Origin of the sequence: Hyunsoonleella rubra (assembly GCF_042684665.1) — a bacterium.
Taxonomy (GTDB): Bacteria; Bacteroidota; Bacteroidia; order Flavobacteriales; family Flavobacteriaceae; genus Jejuia; species Jejuia rubra.
Map to the genome: position 1 here is coordinate 199,193 of NZ_JBHULY010000034.1, position 19,759 is coordinate 218,951.

Here is a 19,759-nt window from a genome sequence, read left to right on the forward strand (position 1 = left end):
TTTATATAGTTAAGTAATTAATAATTGTTGATTGAACATAATAGTTCTTCACAGATTCTATTTGATTGATTTGAAACTTTAATTGCAATTCTTGAATGTCTAATACATCATTAAAATCAATCGTTCCTGTTTCATAACTCTTTATCAAAATTTCTTCTGCATCTTTTGCCTGTTTTAAATTTTTAGTTTGGGTGTTATTACTAATTCGTGCAGCTATTCTATTATTAATCGCTTTAGATAAGGCTGTTTCTAAAACGTTTTCTCGCTCCTGCTTCTTAAATGTAATCTCTTGTTGCTTTAAAGCATTCTGTCTGGTTTGTGACTTGTTTTTCTTATTGAAAATTGGAATTGAAAGCGATACCATTGGCATAACAATATCTTTTCCATTATCACTAAAATTCATATTTGGGCGTTCTGAAACCGAAACATAATCCAACCCAAAACCAATCATGGGCTGACTGTCTTTTTGATTTAATAATTCGGATTGTTCTACAGATTGAAACAATTTATCATACTTTGTCAATTCTGGATGTAATGCTAAATTTTCTGTTTCATTTAAGGCATCGTTTAGTGGTATAATTAATTCATTTACTAAATCAATTTCAATAGACTTTTCTCTATTTAAAAGCTTGTTAAAGGTTGTTTGTTCTGCTAAATACATCTGCACCAAAACTTGTTTAGATTGTTCTAACTCGTTCTGTCTCATTTGCAACCTTAATACATCAACCGCCGAAGCCTTAGCAACTTCAAGAGATGTTAAAGCCAACGTTTCGTAGGTTTTAAGTAGAGCTATATTCTCATCAAAAACTCTTTGTTTTGTTTTAAGTGCATAAAGGTTATAGTAAGATTGAGATACAGAAGCTACCAATTTTCGTTTTGCAATCGTAATATCTTCATATTTAGCATCTGCTAACGAGCTAACATAATTTTCTCTGGCAGTTATAGAACCAAACCAGGGCATCATCTGTTTTGCAGAAATTTTAAAACGTTGCGCACCAGTTCTTGTCTCAGGTTCACTTACAAAATAGCCCACTCCAAATTCGGTATTTGGAATGGTATTAACCTCATTTACTTTTTCTGAAGCAATACTATATTGTAATTCAAATTTTTGAATCTCTGGATTATTCGCTAATGCTTCATTTATTAATATCTCCAACTGTTGTCCATTTGAAAAACTGAATGTCATTAGACCAATAAGTATAAAAATTAATCTTTTCATTTTGCTACTTTTTTAAGTTGTAATTCTGCTTTCCAACTGTATAAAACTGGAACAACAAATAGTGTGATTAAGGCAATAAGCATACCTCCAAAACTTGGAATTGCCATAGGAATCATAATATCACTACCTCGCCCTGTTGATGTCAATACAGGTAATAATGCCAATATGGTAGTTGCAGTAGTCATTAAACAAGGTCTAATACGCTTTTCTCCTGCTTCTACTACAGAAGCTCTTACAGCTTTCTTGTTAGTGGGTTTATTTCTATCAAATATTTGCGTGAGATAAGTTGCCATAACTACCCCATCATCAGTTGCGATACCAAAAAGGGCAATAAAACCAACCCAAACAGCTACACTTAAATTAATAGGATGCATCTGAAACAAGTCTCTTAGGTTTTCGCCAAAGAAATTGAAGTTTAAAAACCAGTTTTGACCATATAACCAAATCATGATAAAACCTCCTGCAAAGGCAACCGCTATACCAGTAAACACCATAAAAGATGTTGCAACTGAACGGAACTGAAAATATAGGATTAAGAAAATAATGAACAATGCCAACGGCACGACAACTGATAAGGTTTTTTCTGCTCGTAATTGATTTTCATAAGTTCCAGTAAATTGATAGTTAATCCCTTTTGGAACTACTAATGCTCCTGAATCAATATTTTGCTGAATTAAGGCTTGTGCGCTTTCAACAACATTAACTTCCGCATACCCATCTAATTTATCGAACAATACATAACCTACTAAAAAAGTATCCTCGCTCTTGATGACCTGTGCGCCTTGTTCGTAACGAATCGTGGCTAATTCACTCAATGGAACTGGACTTCCTTTTTCAATTGGGATATAAATGTTTTTTAAATCTGAAGGATTACCTCGTAACTCTCTTGGATAACGCACTCTTACTCCGTAACGTTCTCTACCTTCAACAGTTTGAGTTAATACCATACCGCCCACAGCAACCTTTAAAACGCTTTGAATATCTTCTATAGAGATACCATAGCGTACTATTTTTTCTCTATCTATATCAATCAATAAGTATGGCTTACCTACAATTCTATCAGCAAATACTGCTTCAACCTTAACACCTTCTGCTTGTTTTAAAATATCTTCTAACTCAACCCCAAAAGCTTCAATTTGCTTTAAATCTTGTCCTTTAACCTTTATTCCCATTGGTGCACGCATGCCTGTTTGTAGCATAACCAAACGTGTTTCTATGGGTTGTAACTTAGGGGCTGATGTAACTCCTGGTAACTTGGTTACACGTACAATTTCTTTCCAAATGTCATTAGGATTCTTTATTTCTGGTCTCCAGTTTCTATAAAACTCTCCGTTATTATCTTCAATTAGCTGTTCTCTAACTATATCAGAATTTAGTACAACGTTTTTATCAGAGCTATTGGGGTTTGCTACAAAACTTCCATCTTTCAATTCAAATAAACCCTCTTCGTTAACCTTATAACGTTGACGCTCTCCATTAGGATTCAACATATATTCAGGTTTATATTGAATCATGTTTTCATACATTGATAATGGAGCAGGGTCTAAAGCAGATTGTGTACGACCTGCTTTCCCAACGACTGTCTTTATCTCTGGAATGCTTGCAACAGCCATATCTAATTGCTGAAGCACTCGTTTGTTTTCTTCCACCCCTGAATGTGGCATGGAAGTTGGCATCAACAGAAAAGACCCTTCGTTTAATGATGGCATAAATTCTTTTCCTGTACTTTTCATTATGAAGAATCCTCCAATTACTATAAGTGTCGGGATTGATAGAAACAAAAACTTATTTGCTAAAGCCCATTGTAAAATACGAGTATAGTACCTTCTGAATAATGTAAACACACCTAATAAGCCAAAGCATATTAACCCTACAAAAATGAGATTCCAAAAAATGCTTTTATCAACCCCTAAAGGTCTCCAATATTCAGCAAGAAGAAAGACGATTGTTACTACCGAAATAACAATATTTATAAGGTTTGTTCTTTTTTCTGAAAGTTGCTTATTAAATTTTAATAAAGCCGTAATACCAAATGCTATTAATATAAGACCGAGCCAATATCCAGATATTATAGCTACGAAACCCATTACAACTAAAAGACCATTTATTACATAACTGGATGTCTTTTTTAAGTTCTTCTTTTTAAATAAAAATGCTGCAAATGGCGGTATTAAGAATAAGGCAACTATTATTGAAGCCGTTAATGCAAAGGTTTTTGTAAATGCCAAAGGTCTAAACAGTTTCCCCTCTGCGCCAATCATTGTAAATACAGGAATAAAACTAATTATAGTGGTCATTACTGCGGTAACGATAGCACCTGAAACTTCAGCAGTAGCATTATACACAATAGTATTTATTGGTAACTTATTTTCACTTTCATCTAAGTGTCTTATAATATTTTCAGAAAGAATAACACCAACATCTACCATTGTACCAATAGCAATAGCAATACCAGACAAGGCAACAATATTTGCATCAACTCCAAAGAGTTTCATTGCAATAAACACCATTAAAACAGCAACAGGTAATAACCCAGAAATAAGAACTGAAGCTCGTAAATTGAAAACCATAATAATGATGACCAAAATTGTTATCAATATCTCTAAAGTTAAAGCTTCATTAAGTGTTCCTAACGTTTCTTGAATCAATTCTGTTCGGTCATAAAAAGGCACAATAGTGAGTTGGGACGTTCTTCCATCACTCAATACTTTTGAAGGTAACCCTGAACTTAACTCACTTATTTTTTCTTTTACATTTGTTATAACCTCCATTGGGTTTGCCCCATAACGAGCCACAACTGCTGCTCCAACAACTTCAGCACCTTCTTTGTCTAAAATACCCCTTCTTGTTGCAGCACCTAAAGACACTTTTCCAATATCTTTAATTCTAATTGCTGTAAAGTCTTCAGAAACCACAACAGCATTTTCTATATCTGCGATGGATTTTATATAGCCTAAACCCCTAACCAAATATTCTGCTTGGTTAATCTCTAAGGTTTGTGCGCCTATATCTTTATTGCTTTCCTTTACTGCCTTTACAATATGATGCAAACCAATATTGTATTGTCGCATTAATTCTGGGTTAACATCTACTTGATATTCTTGAACATATCCACCTATTGAAGCAACTTCTGAAACACCACTTGCTGATGACAAAGCATACTTTACATAGTAATCTTGAATACTTCTTAATTCATGCAAATCCCATCCACCAGTTACATTTCCGTTTTCATCCCTTCCTTCGAGAGTGTACCAAAATATTTGACCTAAGCCAGTAGCATCTGGACCCAAAGCTGGATTTACTCCTTCTGGAAGTAATCCACTTGGTAGTGAGTTTAGTTTTTCAAGAATCCTACTACGACTCCAGTAAAACTCTACATCTTCTTCAAAAATGATATAGATACTGGAAAAGCCAAACATAGATGAACTACGAATGGTTTTTACTCCTGGTATCCCTAATAAAGATGTTGTTAATGGGTATGTAATTTGGTCTTCAATATCTTGTGGGGAGCGACCATCCCATTTTGTGAAAACAATTTGTTGATTTTCTCCTATATCTGGAATGGCATCAACAGCTACAGGGTTACTTGGTAAGAAACCAGTATCCCAATTAAAAGGAGCGTTTACAGTTCCCCATCCTATAAAAAGAACAAGCAATAAAACCGCTACAAGCTTATTTTCTATTAAAAATTTTATGCTTTTATTTAGCATTATATATGATAATTAAACAGTTAGACATTGATGTTGCGACAACATCGAATACAGCAAATTATCCTTATAGCATGTGCTATAGGATAAACAGTCTATTGTTTAAAAATCAAATTAAATAAGTCTCGTCAATTTTGTAGAGTTGCCTTATAACGAGTGGCGGTTTGTATTCTTCGTAAGAAGATACATTTTCATTTAAACCTTCAAAAAGATCAATATAAGTAGATATAAATGAAGCTATAAATACTTGTTGGTCGAAAGTTAATTTATCAAAAGATATTTTTAACTCATCCTGACCTTCAATAGTAATTTGCTCATCTGTGCAACAATTCTTTTTTGTAACACTACAATCAGAACTTGAAGGATTTTGCATTTCCATGCCACAACCTTTTGCTTTATGGAATACAGCAGTCTCAACCAAAGTGTCTCCACAATAATGCATATCTATTGTAAACGACATTGTAGAAAATAAGACTACAAAAGCCATTAAGAATGACATTATTTTATGGAATACTTGTTTCATATCTGATACAAAGGTAGAAAATTTTAACAAATACAGTTTTAATTAACAGAAGTTTAATACCTTAATTTAAACACATTACTTGTGTAATTTAACAACAACTTTTATTTTCTTGAATTGGTGGACAAGGTACATTCCCGTAAGAACAATAAACACAACAATCTCCCTCCTTTGGTTTCAAAACCGTTTTACAATTTTCACACTCATAAAAGAATTGACAGGCATTTGTTGGCATGTCTTCTACTTTTTTATTACCGCAGTTTGGACAAGTGATTTCTGATTTTAATATAGTTTGCATTAGTTTTCTTTTTTATCAGTTACTTTATATCCTGTAGAATTAATTGCTTTCTCAATTTCTAATTCATTTGTTTTGGTAATGTCAAACTCAATGATTGCACTACCATTTTCGTATAATGTTTTTGAGTTTACAATTCCGTTGAGTTTATTTACTTCGTGGTTTATGTGTGTTTCACAACTCGCACAGGTCATTCCACTTATTTTATACTCTGTTGTTTTTATATTTGATTTATCAACTACTATGACTTGTTTTTTGGTGCTTGGATAAAAAACACCTGAATAATATGGAAACGCCAACATAATAACTGCGAATACTGCTACAACTCCTAAAAAGGTTTTCGATTGAATGAATTTTGGTTTTTCATCCGTTTCACATTCGCAGTCTATTTCTTTTTCTGGCTTCAATTTTTGATACCAAGCAAAAAGAAGAACTAATATGGTTAGCCCTATTAAATAAGGTCTAAATGGTTCTATCCAAGAAAATGTTGAAGCTACACCGCTTGTTCCTGCTATTAAAGCCAAAACAGGTGTTATACAACATAATGAAGCAGTAATAGCTGTTAAGATACTTGTAACCGCTAATTTATTTTTCATAATTTCTTTAATTCATTGAGTACAAAAATGCAATTAAAAAGAGTGCAATGGAAGTGCATTTTTAGCTGCTACATTTATCACAAATACCTTTTACAACCAAATTTACATTTTCTGAAATAAAGCCCTCTGGCACTTTTATTTGTGGAATTTTATGGTCGGTCAAACAAGTGGTTTCATTACAATTATTACAATGAAAATGTAAGTGTAAATCGTTTTTTATATCGCAATTACATCCTTCTTCACATAGTGCATATTTCGTAATTCCTGTGCCATCATCAATTTGATGAACAATAACTTTTTCTTCAAATGTTTTAATAGTCCTGTATAAAGTTGTTCTATCTGCTTTTTCAAATGCGTTTTCTATATCACTCAAAGTTACTGCTACCTTTTTTTCTGCAAGAAACTTATATATCAATAAACGCATTGCTGTTACACGAATATTTTTTGATTCTAATAATTGTTCTATTGTTTTCATAACTAATCGTGGTCTTCGTTTCCAAAGGGTTTAATAATAAGTCCTACACTAAAAATAAAACCATCTGTAGGTGCATATATTTCTGGAAAAACAGGGTTTTCGTGTGGGGGTAATACTAAAGGCGAAAACCTACTTTGTCTTCTATCCGTAAAATTTTCAAAATTCACAAAAACACTTCCCAGTTTAAAGTTACGCATTAATAGTAAACCCATAGTAACAAAATCTGTAGTCTCTGTTCCATTAGATAAAAACTGTTTGCCTGTGTAATAGGTTTCATAACCAATTCGCCACTTATCTGACTCGTACATTAATACACTACCTGCATTATGTTTTGCTGTTAATGGCTTTTGAGGATTACCAGGCAAGTAATTAAGTTTAGTATCAATAAAGGCATAGTTTAAAAACCATCGAAAGTCTTTGTAAGTAAATTTAATATTTGTCTCTGCTCCTTTACTAAAAATTTTATCTGGTGCATTTTCAAACTGAAACAAACCATTGTCGGTTGAATTTAAAAGCAATCCATCATTTATTGCTGTAACATAGAATAATTGATTCACAGAAAAACCAATCTCATCAGATAAGCGTGTTTTGTAATTCACATCAAAATTAACACCATAAGAACGTTCTGCATCTACTGTAGATTTGTCTATAGCAAGCACATTTTCAAAATTGATATACTCCGCTTCCTCTGTAAAAATATCTGGAATTTTATAACCTAAACCACCTCCAATACGACTTGAAAATCCATTATCATTTTTATATAGCAACGAAACTCTTGGTAGTGGAAAAAAACCGAAATCATTATTGTAATCTGCTCTTAATCCTGTTTCCAATATCCAATTATCAGATATGTCGTAGATATTATTTGCAAATGCTCCAAAGGTCACATCTTTTTGGTCTCGCTGTAATGGTGTATTATCATTTTCATCAAAGTTTGAAGTATATAAATTAGCTCCAATAATCCAATCTGTTTTTTCTGACGCTTTGCTATATGTGATTTCAGTAAAGGTATTAGTCTGTTTACCATCAAAATTGAAATTAGGAACAGTTAAATTTCTATCGAAAAAAGACACACTATTTTTAAATTGTAATGAGCTAACAGAATCTAATTGGGTTTCATATACAAATTGACTGCTTAATCGTTTTGAATTGTTCTCTTCTGTATATTGATGGATGCCATCTTGACCATTTTCAATTTTGGTAATATCTCCACCAATTCTATCGTCATACGTACCGTTTAACCCAAACCAAAGTGTTGTTTTATCTGATGGATAATAAAACAGTTTAGGATTAAAAGAAATTGATGTTGTTTTTGGTAGGTTACTAAAGCCATCATCTTCTGGGTCGTATGCTTTTTGATAATGACCAGAGCCATAAAGTGAAAAACCAAATTTTTTATTTCGTTTGCTATAAAACACATTGGCTGTACTTCCTAACGCTTGTGTCTGCGTGAGCATTATATCTAATGCAGGTTCTTCATCTGGTGTTTTAGATACCATATTTACCAATCCTGCTATTGCACCACCTCCATAAAGCGTTGATGAACTTCCTTTGATAATCTCAAATTGCTTTAGGTCTAAAGGTGGTATTTGTAGAATACTTAATCCACTTGAAAAACCACTGTATAAGGGAAAACCATCCCTTAAAAGTTGAGTGTACTTACCATCTAAGCCTTGAATACGGATATTGGTACTCCCACTACTTAATGAGGTTTGTTGCATCTGTATTCCTGTGCTTTCTCGAAGTACCATAGAGATATTGGTAGGATTCATTATTGCTTTTTCCCCTAATTCCTCTGCACCAATAAACTCGATACGTGTTGGTATCTTCCTAACTGTTCTTGTACTTCTTGTAGATTGAAGTACAACTTCATCCAATTCATTACCTCTTTCTTTTAGTTTAAATATTAATTCTGTTTTGCTTGGAGCCTGAATTGTGGTTTCCAATGTTTCAAAACCCAAAAAGGAAATTATTATTTGGTGCTGACCGTCTGGTATTTCTGTAAATTTGACAATACCATCAAAATTGGTTACAGCTCCTTTTTCTAATGCTTCAAAGTAAACTGTAGCACCCATTAGAGGCACGTTTTCAGCCTCTATAATGACTTTTATTTGTATGTCTGATGTTTGTGCCTTTAATGATAGGCAAAGTATTAAAATGAGCTTTATGCTCAATATGTATTTATTCATTGAAATTATAATTGTGATTAACTAAATATTTGATTTAAAATCGTGTTATTTTAGCTAATGACTTGTGGCGGTTGCCAGATATTGGAATGTAAATCAAACCTATATATAGGTTGATATGTGAAAATTAATTCGGTAGAAATAGTTAATTGTAAGATAAAGTCATAAGAAACTAAAGGCTCATAGGTAATTGACATACCACAACAATTACAAATACAGGTTACAGGACAAGAATCGTCCGTATCTTCTTGATGATTGTGTTGAACACTAATTTCCTCGTGTTGCTCATCTTCGAGATTTTGTCCATCAGAACATGGCATTGCAGATAAAGCAAATATTGTTATGGCTAATATGAGGCTTAAAGATTTCATCACAGCAAAGGTAAAAATTTAATCATGCAATGGTTGTGCAAAAGGCATTTTGAGTCTATTTAGTATTGCAATCAATATTATTTTAAAATAATTATGTAAATAAAGAGTGTTTCCAAAACATTTTACCTGTAACTAAATAACAGACTTCCTTTTAATGAGTTGAATAATATTCGTTTTCAAAACAAAATAATTTATAAAGCATAGTTTTGTAACCTTACCTGCACATCATCTATTGTTATTTTTCTATGCTTTTCCATTTTAATTGTATTCGCCCATTGTGTTTGCCTTTTTTTAGCATCTACAACATGCAATGTTAAGCTATCCATTAAATACAATTCATCCTCAATAGGTAATTTGTAACTAATTGTAATTTCAAACAGTTTACTTTCGGGCTTCCATTTTACCAGTATGTTCTTTATAAACTTTCTAAATGTTTTTTGTCTTTCTAAAAAAGGTAATTTTAAAGCGAGATACCCCTTAAAAACAGCGTCGGTGTAATTCTTCATAAAATCAGGGTGTGTATCTTCAAAAGGGTAATCTATATATGAATGAGCGATGCTTGTTAGTTCTTCAATTTCTCTTAAAATATTTGTATCTCCTTTAAGCGATTTCAAGCTTTCTTCGATATTAGCTTTCTTTATTTTAATCTCATTTGCTTTACTATCTAACCTTTTAACTTGTCTGAAATATTGTACTTTATTATAAGTGCGGTCTGCAAGGTAGTTTTCTACACTTAACTTGTTATTTTCTATGTTTTTTAAGTCAGCTTCGAGACTTTTAATTCTTGTTTGGAGTTCTTCTCGTTTATCTGAATTATTATCAGAAAATGATTCCTTAACTGTACTGTAGAGATTTCCATATATTAATTTAGTTATTATTGAATCAAGTACATTAACTGGAATGTATTTAGAATTACACTTTTTTTCCTTGTACCTTTTTCCTGCGCATCCATAATAATTTTCAAGTTTATTAGAACGTCCATTTAAAGATTGTCCGCATCCACATTGCAATAAAGGAGTTAGAAGATATTTGTGGTCTGTACTTTTCCCTCTTAGAGAACCTTTATTTCTATTGATATAACTATTATTAGCTTTTTCCCATGTTATTGGGTCAACGACTATGGGAGCATCAAAAAATTCATCTCCCCATCGTCTTTTTCCTTTATAGATTGGGTTTCTTATAATTTGTAAGATAGTGCCAGTAGTCCAAGTAGAATTAGCTTTATCATAAATTCTGGTTTCATTTCTTCCTTTATGAATAATCTTATTAGTCCCCCCAATTTTGTTATATCTGGTAGGAATATCATTATCAATAAGCCAATTTCTAATCTCTGTAGATGTTTTTCCATCAATAAAATCATCAAAGATTTTCTTAACTATTTCAGACTCTTCATTATCAATTTTTAGATAGTTGTTTTTATCTTTTGTGTAGCCATAAGGTAGTACCGCTCCATTTACTTTTCCTTCTTCTGCTTTAGACCTAAGAGTCCCTTTTATTTTAATCGAAGTTAAGTCCACAAAAAATTCATCGGTAGCAGATAAAATATTATGCAAAAGTTTTGAGTGAGGGTCAGTCCAATCAAATCTACCTGATTTGAAATAAAGTTCAACATTTTTTCTTTTGACGATAGCTAAGAACTTACTTTGAGTTTCAATATTACGATACAGCCTACTTGTGTCATAAGCAAAAACAGCTTTAATATTGGAGTCTTTTGCATTTATCTTTTGAAGCATATCCATTAACACAGGTCTATCTTGTAAATCAAGTTTACCTGAACTGGTATCTTCAATAAATAGCAATGGTTCTAAATCAAGTTCCTTAGCTTTAATTCTTCCTTCTTTTTCCTGTTCGTCAATAGATGTAGAATCCCTATCTTTATTTTCTTGTGATTTACGACAGTATATCGCTAACTGCGCCATATATAACTAAACTTTTGTTTGGATAAAGATAGCTATTTAAATTTTTGTTTTACACAAATTTGTTTACAGCTCCAGTAAGTACAACAATATGCTTTTTCATACTTTAAAAATACTAACTTTGGCCTTATGGTCGATAAAAATCTTTTGGAGTATTTAGAATCCTATTTAACCGAGGCAAGACGAGAAAAATTTCAGCGGGTATTGTCGCAACGCACCAAGCATTTTACGGTGGCTACTGAGGATGTGTATCAGTTGCACAACACCAGTGCCGTAATCAGAAGTTGTGATGTTTTCGGTATTCAAGAAGTTAGCATCGTTGAGGAACGGAACTCTAAACGCATAGACAGAGAAATTGCGATGGGCGCACAAAAGTGGGTGGACCTCAATCGGTTTCATTCCGTAAAAGCGTGTATCGGTGATTTAAAAGACAAAGGCTATCAAATTGTAGCCACCACCCCGCATCAAAAAGACTGCGATTTGGACGATTTTGATATTTCAAAAAAATCCTGCTTTTTCTTCGGAAGGGAAACCGAAGGCCTTTCGGAAGAGGTTTTAAATGCAGCCAATTGTTTTTTAAAAATTCCAATGGTGGGCTTTACCGAAAGTTTAAACATTTCAGTTTCTGCCGCTATCATTTTACAACATGTGACTGCTAAGCTGAGACAATCTGATTTCGATTGGCAATTACCTGAAAATGAAATGCTTGAAAAGCGTTTGGACTGGTGCAAAAAAACAATAAAAAGTTATGATGATATTGTAAACCGTTTTTATCAATCCAAAAAATAACTATCTTTATAGGGCTGACTACAAAACCTCCACATCATGATGATTCTTCTTTATCTTCTGATAGCTCTTGTCCTTATTTTTATAATTCTGATGCTCGTGGCGCCAAAGAAATTTGATGTCAAACGAAGTATTCTTGTCGATAAACCCACTCCTGAGGTATTTGACTATTTGAAATTTATCAAAAATCAGGATGAATGGTCGCCATGGAAAAAGAAAGATCCAAAGATGAAACAGGAATATGTGGGCACGGATGGCGAAGTGGGTTTTTTGGCCAAATGGGAAGGCAACAAGGATGTTGGCGAAGGCGAACAGCAAATCACCAAAATTACCGAGAATGAAGTAATTGAATCTCGGCTTCGGTTTTTTAAACCATGGAAATCAGAATCGGATGCCTATTTGAAACTAGAAAGTATTGGCCACAAGCGAACCAAAGTCATTTGGGGATTTAAGGGAGAAAGCAAGCCACCTTCAAATGTGTTTTTCATGTTTTTCAATATGGATAAAGCGGTCGGTAAGGACTTTGAAGAGGGGCTGTTAAGTCTAAAAACAATTTTAGAGAAATAAAGGCTATGGAAAAAAACATGGTAGGCTGGTTTGAAATTCCGGTATCGGATATGGATAGGGCCAAAGCCTTTTATGAGACTGTTTTTCAAGTGAAATTAGATGTTCAAAATTTTGGAGGACTATTGATGGGCTGGTTTCCTTTTGCAGAAGGAAAGGAAGGTGCGGCGGGTACTTTGATAAAACAGGAATCCTATATTCCCAGTCAGGAAGGGACTTTAGTGTATTTTATGAGCGAAGATGTTCAAAATGAACTGGATCGCGTGGAAGGTGCCGGAGGTAAAATATATCAGCCCAAAACCGAAATTTCACCGGAGCATGGTTGCATGGGCGTGTTTATTGATACGGAAGGCAATCGTGTGGCATTGCATTCTAAAAAATAAAGTTGTATTAAATCCTTCTAGAACGGCCACGACTTAAAAGTTTGTATTCTTCGTAGCATTCGCTAATAGCATCCAAAATTTGCAAATCATTAGCGGTTTGAATAAACCCTTTAGAATAGTTGCATTGGCTGACAATTTCATCTAAATCGACACGGTCCACATTCAACAAAGCGGTCAACATTTCACGGTCAAAACGAGAGGCTAGAAGATTTCTAATTTCATCATCCTGCTTCATCTTTTTCAACTTCCGAAGCTCATTGGGTTTTTTGCCAAACATACGATGCAGAAAATCAGCTGGATTAAAAATAGAACCAATTACATTGTTAAGCCCCGAAGGCTTACTGGCTTCATAACCAGTACTTGATAATCCTGAAATACTATAGCGGTAATTATTGTTGATGGAAGGGACTTGCTTGATGTCCACTTCTAAATACCCAGTTAATTTTAATTGGTTGACGACCACTTCTTCAAGTGCCAGGGCCAACTCAGTTAATTCGATAGTAGAACTTCCGAATTTTATCCAGTCATTGGTAACACGCACACGAATGGATTTGAATCCCAGATACGAAAAATGAAGGGTGTCATTGACTTTTGCAGAAATTTCAAATTCACCTTTGGCATTGGTTGTCGTTCCGATGACTTGATTTAAGTTAACGATATTTACGCTTTCCAACGGTTTGTCGGTTGCCGCATTGGTTACCACACCCAAAACACTCGTGTCGTCCTGCCCAAAAACATGTGCAGACGCAAACATAACAAGTAAAATGAGCATATAACTTTTCATAGCAAACTTAATCTGAACATAAAAGTACTAAACAAAACACTAAGTTTCGGGCGTTATTGTTTTAATTTGACTTAAAATTAACAAAAAGTGTACCTAAATCTCGTCGATTTGTCATTCCTGCGAAGGCAGGAATCCACATAAAAAGTTCCATAATGTTAATTTTAGATTCCTGCCTACGCAGGAATGACAAGATATGGCTTATACTTTTCCTTGTTTATTATGATTAACCTTTGTTTCAGTCTAAAACAAATATAGGGTGACGGTTCAAATTCAAACAAGACGGCTACAAACCGAAGTTATCGCCTAGAACGTCTCGGTCTAGAACTCCCAAAATCCCCAGACTTTGAACGCCTAGATTTTGATTTCCCTTCACTTCTGCGACCTCTTCTTTCCGAACCCCCTTTTCCTTTGCGCTCGTCCCTACGTTTACCACCTCGGTTTCTGTCTCGTCTTCTGCCACTTTTACGGTTTTCAGACACTTCAACATTAACAAAACGGCCATTGTATTTAAAGTCGGTAAAGAATCCAAGTACTTTCTCCTGTTGCTCTTTTTCAGTATTAAAAAATGAAAAGGTGTCCTTTGCTTCGACCTTAAATAAGTCATCTTGTCCAAGCTCCAGTACTTCCCTTAAAAAGTCTTTCAAGCTCATCCAGTCAAAACCATCTTTCTTCCCAACGTTTATAAAATAGCGTACCGAATCTCCGGAATCTTTATGGTCATCATTAGATGCCGAAATATTTAAATCCAATGCTTTCTGATAGTAATTATAGAACCTTGAAAATTCAACGGAAAAGAATTTCTTGATCAGTTCGTCCTTGGTGGTATCTTCAAAGAGGGCATTGATATCTCCTAAATATGCGTCAATATCATGGTTTACTTCTGTATTGTGAACCTTTTTAGCCAAAGACATCAATTGTACCTCACAGATTTCCATTCCATTAGGAATGTCCTTCTTTTCAAACTGTTTTTTAATAATGCGTTCAATGCTTTTAATCTTGCGCACCTCACTTTTGGAGACAATAACCATGGATACTCCAGTTTTCCCAGCACGCCCAGTGCGTCCAGAGCGGTGCGTATAGGTTTCTATTTCATCGGGCAATTGATAGTTGATAACATGGGTAATGTCCTCCACATCAATACCACGAGCCGCAACATCCGTCGCCACCAACATCTGTATTTGGTTGTTTCTAAAGGACTTCATTACCAAATCGCGCTGGTTTTGGCTCAAATCCCCGTGTAGTGCTCCAGCATTATAACCATCTTCTATTAGGCGTTCTGCCACTTTTTGAGTATCCCTTTTAGTACGGCAAAACACTACAGAAAAAATATCAGGATTGGCATCGGCCAAACGTTTCAAAGCTTGATAACGATCTCGAGCATTCACCAAATAGTATTCGTGAGATACTTGATTTGTGCTTTCGTTTTTACGCCCAACAGTGATTTCCTGTGGTTGGTACATGAAGTTTTTGGCAATCGACGCGACTTCCTTGGGCATGGTTGCCGAAAATAACCAAGTACTTTTATCATCCGGCGTGTGCGACAAAATATCCGTGATATCCTCCTTAAAGCCCATGTTCAGCATCTCGTCGGCCTCGTCCAAAACCGAATATTCAATTTTAGAAATATCTACTAAACGTCTCCCGATCATATCCTTCATACGGCCGGGGGTAGCCACAATAATTTGTGCGCCGCGTTTTATTTCGCGTGCTTGTTCCGTAATGCTCGCGCCACCGTAAACGGGTACTACGTTCAGTCCTTTGCAGTACTTGCCATACAGTTTCATTTCGCTTGCAATTTGTAGGCAAAGTTCCCGTGTTGGCGATAAAATCAAGCCCTGAGTGGTGCGGCTATTGATGTCAATTTTTTGAAGCATCGGGAAGCCGAAGGCCGCCGTTTTTCCAGTTCCGGTCTGGGCCAAGGCCACTAAATCGGTTTCGGAATTCAATAAAATTGGAATGGCCTTGTTCTGCACCTCGCTCGGTGTTTCAAAACCTAAATCAGTAATAGCATGCAATAGGTCTTCATTCAGACCCAAATCGTGGAATGTGTTCATTATTAGTAATATGCGATTTTTTATGTGGTGTTACATAAAGAAGCAAATCGACATATTTAACCTAAAACTTCCCGTAACACATCCTCACCCTGAGGAATTCAAGGCGCAAAGATACGTAAAAGTTTAAAGTTACAGGTTTAAAGTTTTAAGTCGAAAAAATGCGATGGGCTCCTTCCAATGATTCTGCCCTGATAGCAATCGGATTCATCGGAATTTTAGTTCGACTAAGCTCAGCAGAACTATCGAGAAGTTGGGCGTTACCCTTCGGGTCAGGCTTTCACTACTCAATCCCTCCTCCGTCGGGGATTTCAAACAGGTCGTTCAATCCCTAACGCGGGTGTGCTTGCAGGCTAAAAGGCTTAACCTTTTTAAGGTATTTTTGGGAATTTCGTTTAACGGTAAAGTGTATGATTTCGTTACGTGTTTGATCAACTAATTTTGCAAATACAAACCGAATAGAAAATCCTTGAGGATTTTCGTAACTAGGCTAGAACTAGCAATAAATTATATATGTGTTAGTGATAGTGCTTTCCTTATTTTTTTATCATTTTCATGATTTCATATTTACTATCTGTAGTAATTGTAAGTAAATACACTCCAGTCTTTAAATGAGTTATGTCAATCGATTTTTCCGAAATCTTACCAATGATTGATGAGTGCACCAAATCACCTTTAATACTGAATATATTTATTTGGCACTGACTCTGTTGATCAAAAATCAAATTAATTAAATTAGAAGCAGGGTTAGGATAGAAATCAAACTGGTCTTTATTAAGTAAATCATCTATCCCAAGTGTTTCAACAACTTCAATCGGTATTACGAACTCCTCACTATCCAGTTCTCCATCATTTACTGTGATTGAAATACTAATGGTGCCAGAAAAATCAGAATCAGGAGTTACGGAGTTACCATTCACTAAATAGTTGTCACCTTCGAGTACAACAAAAGTAAAGTCATTTGGATAACTATTATCTATGTCTGATATTTCAAGGTCAGTCAATGCAATTACTAGAGTTTCATTTTTTAGAATGGATGTTACCCCATTGTATGCAGTAATTTGTGGAGGTTCGTTGGATCTTTGAAATTTAGAGATGAAAATATCATTGAGTCCTTCTATTGAAAGACTAGTTTCCAATGGTTCACCTTCTCCAAAGGTGATATTGCTTCTGTAAAAACCAGTAACATAAGCGTTTCCTGACTCATCTACTTGAATGTCTGTTCCTTGTTCCCAGTTTGTTCCTCCAGCGTGTGTAACCCAAATAAATTCACCAGAAGAAGAGAATTTTGCTACAAAAATGTCACTTGATCCCGAGTTTGTGATTGTGGTATCATTATTTTCATTTTTACCAAATTGAATTTGACTGCCATAATATCCCGTAATAAATACATTAGAGGCTGTATCTACAGCCAATCCAATACCACGGTCTCCACCAGTGCTTTCAGCTGTTTTACCCCAAATAAATTCTCCTTCGGAATTGTATTTTGCTACTATGATTTCATCTGACCCTGCTCCTGATAGTTGGGTTTCGTTTTCAGTGCCCTCGCCGAGTATTATACTATCAGTAAAACTACCAGTAAAAAAAACAGATCCCTGTTTGTCTATTGCAAGGTCATTACCAATATCTGCTTTACCAGATTTAAATGGTTCAATAGCCCAAAGAAAGTTGCCTTCATTATCGTATTTGGCAATAAATGCTGATACATTATTATCATTGAGTGTGATTTCATTGGATAGTCCTTCACCAAAAACAACTGAATCAAAATAATTTCCAGTGACATATATGTTTTCTTGTTCATCTAAATCTAAGTTTTTACCAACACTGGAATTCGATCCGCTGTCGACCTTTTGCACCCATATTAATGCCCCATTAGAGTCATATTTGGCTAAAAAGAAAGTCGATTTTTCAGATGTAAAAGTAGTCTCAGTAGTTTCGCCTTCACCAAAGGTCACTGTACCCCAAAAGGTACCAGTCAAATAGACATTGCCACTATCGTCTACAATAAGTGCTTTTCCTCCTGGATTATCATCATTCTCTCCTCCTTCGTTAATTGCCCAGAGCAAATTTCCATTGGAATCATATTTTGCAATGAATATTTCTCCTAATGTACCAGTAAGAGTGGTTTCATTTGTTTGTCCAACTCCGAAAGTGGCCTCTATACCAAAAGTACCTGAAACATAAACATTTCCACTTGCATCTGAGTCAATTGCGTAACTCGTAATACTATTGTTTGAAGTCCCCATCTGTTGAACCCACTGAAGTTCCTGAATGTTATTATATTTTGCGAGAAAAGATCCATTTATATTAAGTGTGGTTTCATTTACTTCGTTTTCGCCAAAAACAACACCTGAGGTTCCTGCGCCAATGGTACCAGTCACATACAAATTACCTGTTTCATCTAAGGCAATACTATTCCCTCGTTCTAAGGAGATAAAGGGGCTATCACCTCCTATTCTTTTTGCAAATATTAGTTCTTGAGCTTGACTGAGGTTTTGACTACAAATAAATAGTAGAATTAGACATATGGTTAAGTAGATTTTTTTCATATTGTTTACTTCTGATTTTGTTTATTATCACTAACTTTAGGATATGCGTCGTTTTAAGGACTTATATTCGACGTTAAACGAAGGTAGTGGAAAATATTTACAAAGTCAAGTAGATTTATGACTTCCTCAAGTTTTTAATTCGTTCCAAAAGTGTAGGATGCGAATAGTGCATAAATACATAGGCCGGATGTGGAGTTAAATTACTCAAACTGTTTTTTGAGAGTTTTTTAAGCGATGTAATTAAAGGGTCCCCTTTATAGGTGTTTTTGGCATAATTGTCCGCTTGGTATTCAAATTTTCTGGAAAATACATTCATTATCAATCCTGTAATTTCAGAAATAGGTGAGTAGAGCAGGGCAAATGCAATCAGCCCAATGTGAAAGCTCGCGATATCAACTCCCAAAGCCTGTGATAACAACGGATTTGATATAAACAAGGATAAAATATAAAGCGTCAATCCCGTTAACAAAATCGAAGCAAACAGGTTAAAAATAATATGCTTCTTTTTATAATGCCCCACCTCATGAGCAAGGACCGCTACAATTTCCTCGTCGTCCAAATCATTGATTAACGTATCGTAAAGCGTCACCCGTTTTTCACTTCCAAAACCTGAAAAATAGGCATTGGCTTTGGTGCTTCGTTTTGAGCCATCAATCACAAAAATCTTATCCAATTTAAAACCAACAGTTTTTGCGTACGCCGAAATTTTGTCTCGTAACGTACCTTCTTCCAAAGGGGTTTGTTTGTTAAACAGAGGTACAATCAGTTTTGAATAAAACATATTCATGAATAAGGTGAACACAGCCATTAAACCCCAAGCGTATAGCCAAAAGTGTTTTCCCGTAGCTTGATAAAACCAGATAATCAACGCTAGAATTCCCCCGCCGATAACAGCCATCATTAGCCATCCTTTAATTTTGTCCATCACAAAAGTTTTCTTCGTGGTTTTGTTAAATCCAAACTTTTCTTCGATGACGAAGGTGCTGTAATAGGAAAATGGAGTGGTTAAAATATCGCTACCAAAAAGAATAATTCCAAAGAAAATTAAAGCGATAATTATGGGATTGTCACTAAAGTTTCTCGCCAAATTATCTATAAACTCAAACCCGTCAAACCATAAAAAACCTAAAGTCAACAATAGTGAAAAGGAGGAAGTCAATAATCCGAACTTATATTTTGTAGCCTTGTACTTTTGTGATTTTTTATAGGCTTCTTCATCATAAACATCTTGTAATTCCTCAGGCAATTTATCATAAAAATGTTTCGCATTTAGCGCATCCAAAATTTTATCCACTATAAAATTGAGGATGATGATGGCTATGATGATGTAGAATAAGCTCTGCGAGTTCATAAATTT

The 19,759-nt window shown here is 34.8% G+C and carries 16 protein-coding genes; 3 read left to right on the forward strand and 13 right to left on the reverse strand.

The genetic code is table 11. From position 1 onward, the window contains the following. Position 1: 1 nt before the first annotated feature. From ACFSR8_RS14115 to ACFSR8_RS14155, 9 genes are all read right to left on the reverse strand, one after another. Positions 2 to 1,219, reverse strand: a complete 1,218-nt coding sequence (locus ACFSR8_RS14115; RefSeq protein WP_380293124.1) for a TolC family protein — start codon at positions 1,217 to 1,219, stop codon at positions 2 to 4. Beyond that, positions 1,216 to 4,929 (reverse strand): efflux RND transporter permease subunit, encoded by a 3,714-nt coding sequence (locus tag ACFSR8_RS14120; RefSeq protein WP_380293126.1) that lies wholly within the window; start codon positions 4,927 to 4,929, stop codon positions 1,216 to 1,218. The genes ACFSR8_RS14115 and ACFSR8_RS14120 overlap by 4 nt, the downstream gene beginning before the upstream one ends. Positions 4,930 to 5,035: 106 nt before the next feature. Next, entirely contained in the window at positions 5,036 to 5,449 is a 414-nt protein-coding gene (locus ACFSR8_RS14125) for an HYC_CC_PP family protein (protein WP_380293128.1), read from the reverse strand. An 88-nt stretch (positions 5,450 to 5,537) separates the two neighbouring features. Continuing rightward, entirely contained in the window at positions 5,538 to 5,744 is a 207-nt protein-coding gene (locus ACFSR8_RS14130) for a GDCCVxC domain-containing (seleno)protein (protein ID WP_380293130.1), read from the reverse strand. Then, complete coding sequence (merTP, locus tag ACFSR8_RS14135) at positions 5,744 to 6,337, reverse strand: mercuric transport protein MerTP (protein ID WP_380293132.1); 594 nt, start codon at positions 6,335 to 6,337, stop codon at positions 5,744 to 5,746. Before merTP ends, ACFSR8_RS14130 begins: the two co-directional genes overlap by 1 nt. A 61-nt stretch (positions 6,338 to 6,398) precedes the next feature. Then, complete coding sequence (locus ACFSR8_RS14140) at positions 6,399 to 6,812, reverse strand: Fur family transcriptional regulator (RefSeq protein ID WP_380293134.1); 414 nt, start codon at positions 6,810 to 6,812, stop codon at positions 6,399 to 6,401. Positions 6,813 to 6,814: 2 nt separating this feature from the next. Beyond that, positions 6,815 to 9,001, reverse strand: coding sequence for a TonB-dependent receptor (locus ACFSR8_RS14145; RefSeq protein ID WP_380293136.1), 2,187 nt, complete (start codon positions 8,999 to 9,001; stop codon positions 6,815 to 6,817). 50 nt (positions 9,002 to 9,051) lie between these two features. Continuing rightward, the gene (locus ACFSR8_RS14150) at positions 9,052 to 9,369 is read right to left on the reverse strand and encodes a DUF6660 family protein (protein ID WP_380293138.1); all 318 of its coding nucleotides are present in this window, start codon (positions 9,367 to 9,369) and stop codon (positions 9,052 to 9,054) included. Positions 9,370 to 9,560: 191 nt separating this feature from the next. Then, positions 9,561 to 11,288 carry a recombinase family protein gene (locus ACFSR8_RS14155; protein ID WP_380293140.1) on the reverse strand — a complete coding sequence of 576 codons (1,728 nt, stop codon included), beginning with the start codon at positions 11,286 to 11,288 and terminating at the stop codon, positions 9,561 to 9,563. A 126-nt stretch (positions 11,289 to 11,414) separates the two neighbouring features. On the opposite strand from ACFSR8_RS14155, the gene ACFSR8_RS14160 reads away from it, so the two are divergent. From ACFSR8_RS14160 to ACFSR8_RS14170, 3 genes are read left to right on the forward strand one after another with little or no spacing between them, the layout of a single operon-like run. Continuing rightward, entirely contained in the window at positions 11,415 to 12,074 is a 660-nt protein-coding gene (locus tag ACFSR8_RS14160; RefSeq protein ID WP_380293142.1) for a TrmH family RNA methyltransferase, read from the forward strand. Positions 12,075 to 12,110: 36 nt separating this feature from the next. Continuing rightward, positions 12,111 to 12,638: an SRPBCC family protein gene (locus ACFSR8_RS14165; protein WP_380293144.1), complete on the forward strand. Its 528-nt coding sequence runs from the start codon at positions 12,111 to 12,113 to the stop codon at positions 12,636 to 12,638. A 5-nt stretch (positions 12,639 to 12,643) separates the two neighbouring features. After that, a complete protein-coding gene (locus ACFSR8_RS14170) occupies positions 12,644 to 13,018 on the forward strand; it encodes a VOC family protein (protein WP_380293146.1) in 375 nt (124 codons plus the stop codon). A gap of 7 nt (positions 13,019 to 13,025) precedes the next feature. On the opposite strand, the gene ACFSR8_RS14175 is transcribed toward ACFSR8_RS14170, so the two are convergent. From ACFSR8_RS14175 to ACFSR8_RS14190, 4 genes are all read right to left on the reverse strand, one after another. Continuing rightward, positions 13,026 to 13,802, reverse strand: a complete 777-nt coding sequence (locus tag ACFSR8_RS14175) for a carboxypeptidase-like regulatory domain-containing protein (protein ID WP_380293148.1) — start codon at positions 13,800 to 13,802, stop codon at positions 13,026 to 13,028. 296 nt (positions 13,803 to 14,098) lie between these two features. Continuing rightward, positions 14,099 to 15,856, reverse strand: coding sequence for a DEAD/DEAH box helicase (locus tag ACFSR8_RS14180; RefSeq protein WP_380293150.1), 1,758 nt, complete (start codon positions 15,854 to 15,856; stop codon positions 14,099 to 14,101). Between the two features lie 533 nt (positions 15,857 to 16,389). Further along, complete coding sequence (locus ACFSR8_RS14185) at positions 16,390 to 18,402, reverse strand: SBBP repeat-containing protein (RefSeq protein WP_380293152.1); 2,013 nt, start codon at positions 18,400 to 18,402, stop codon at positions 16,390 to 16,392. A 115-nt stretch (positions 18,403 to 18,517) separates the two neighbouring features. After that, positions 18,518 to 19,753, reverse strand: a complete 1,236-nt coding sequence (locus ACFSR8_RS14190; RefSeq protein ID WP_380293154.1) for a M48 family metallopeptidase — start codon at positions 19,751 to 19,753, stop codon at positions 18,518 to 18,520. Positions 19,754 to 19,759 lie beyond the last annotated feature (6 nt).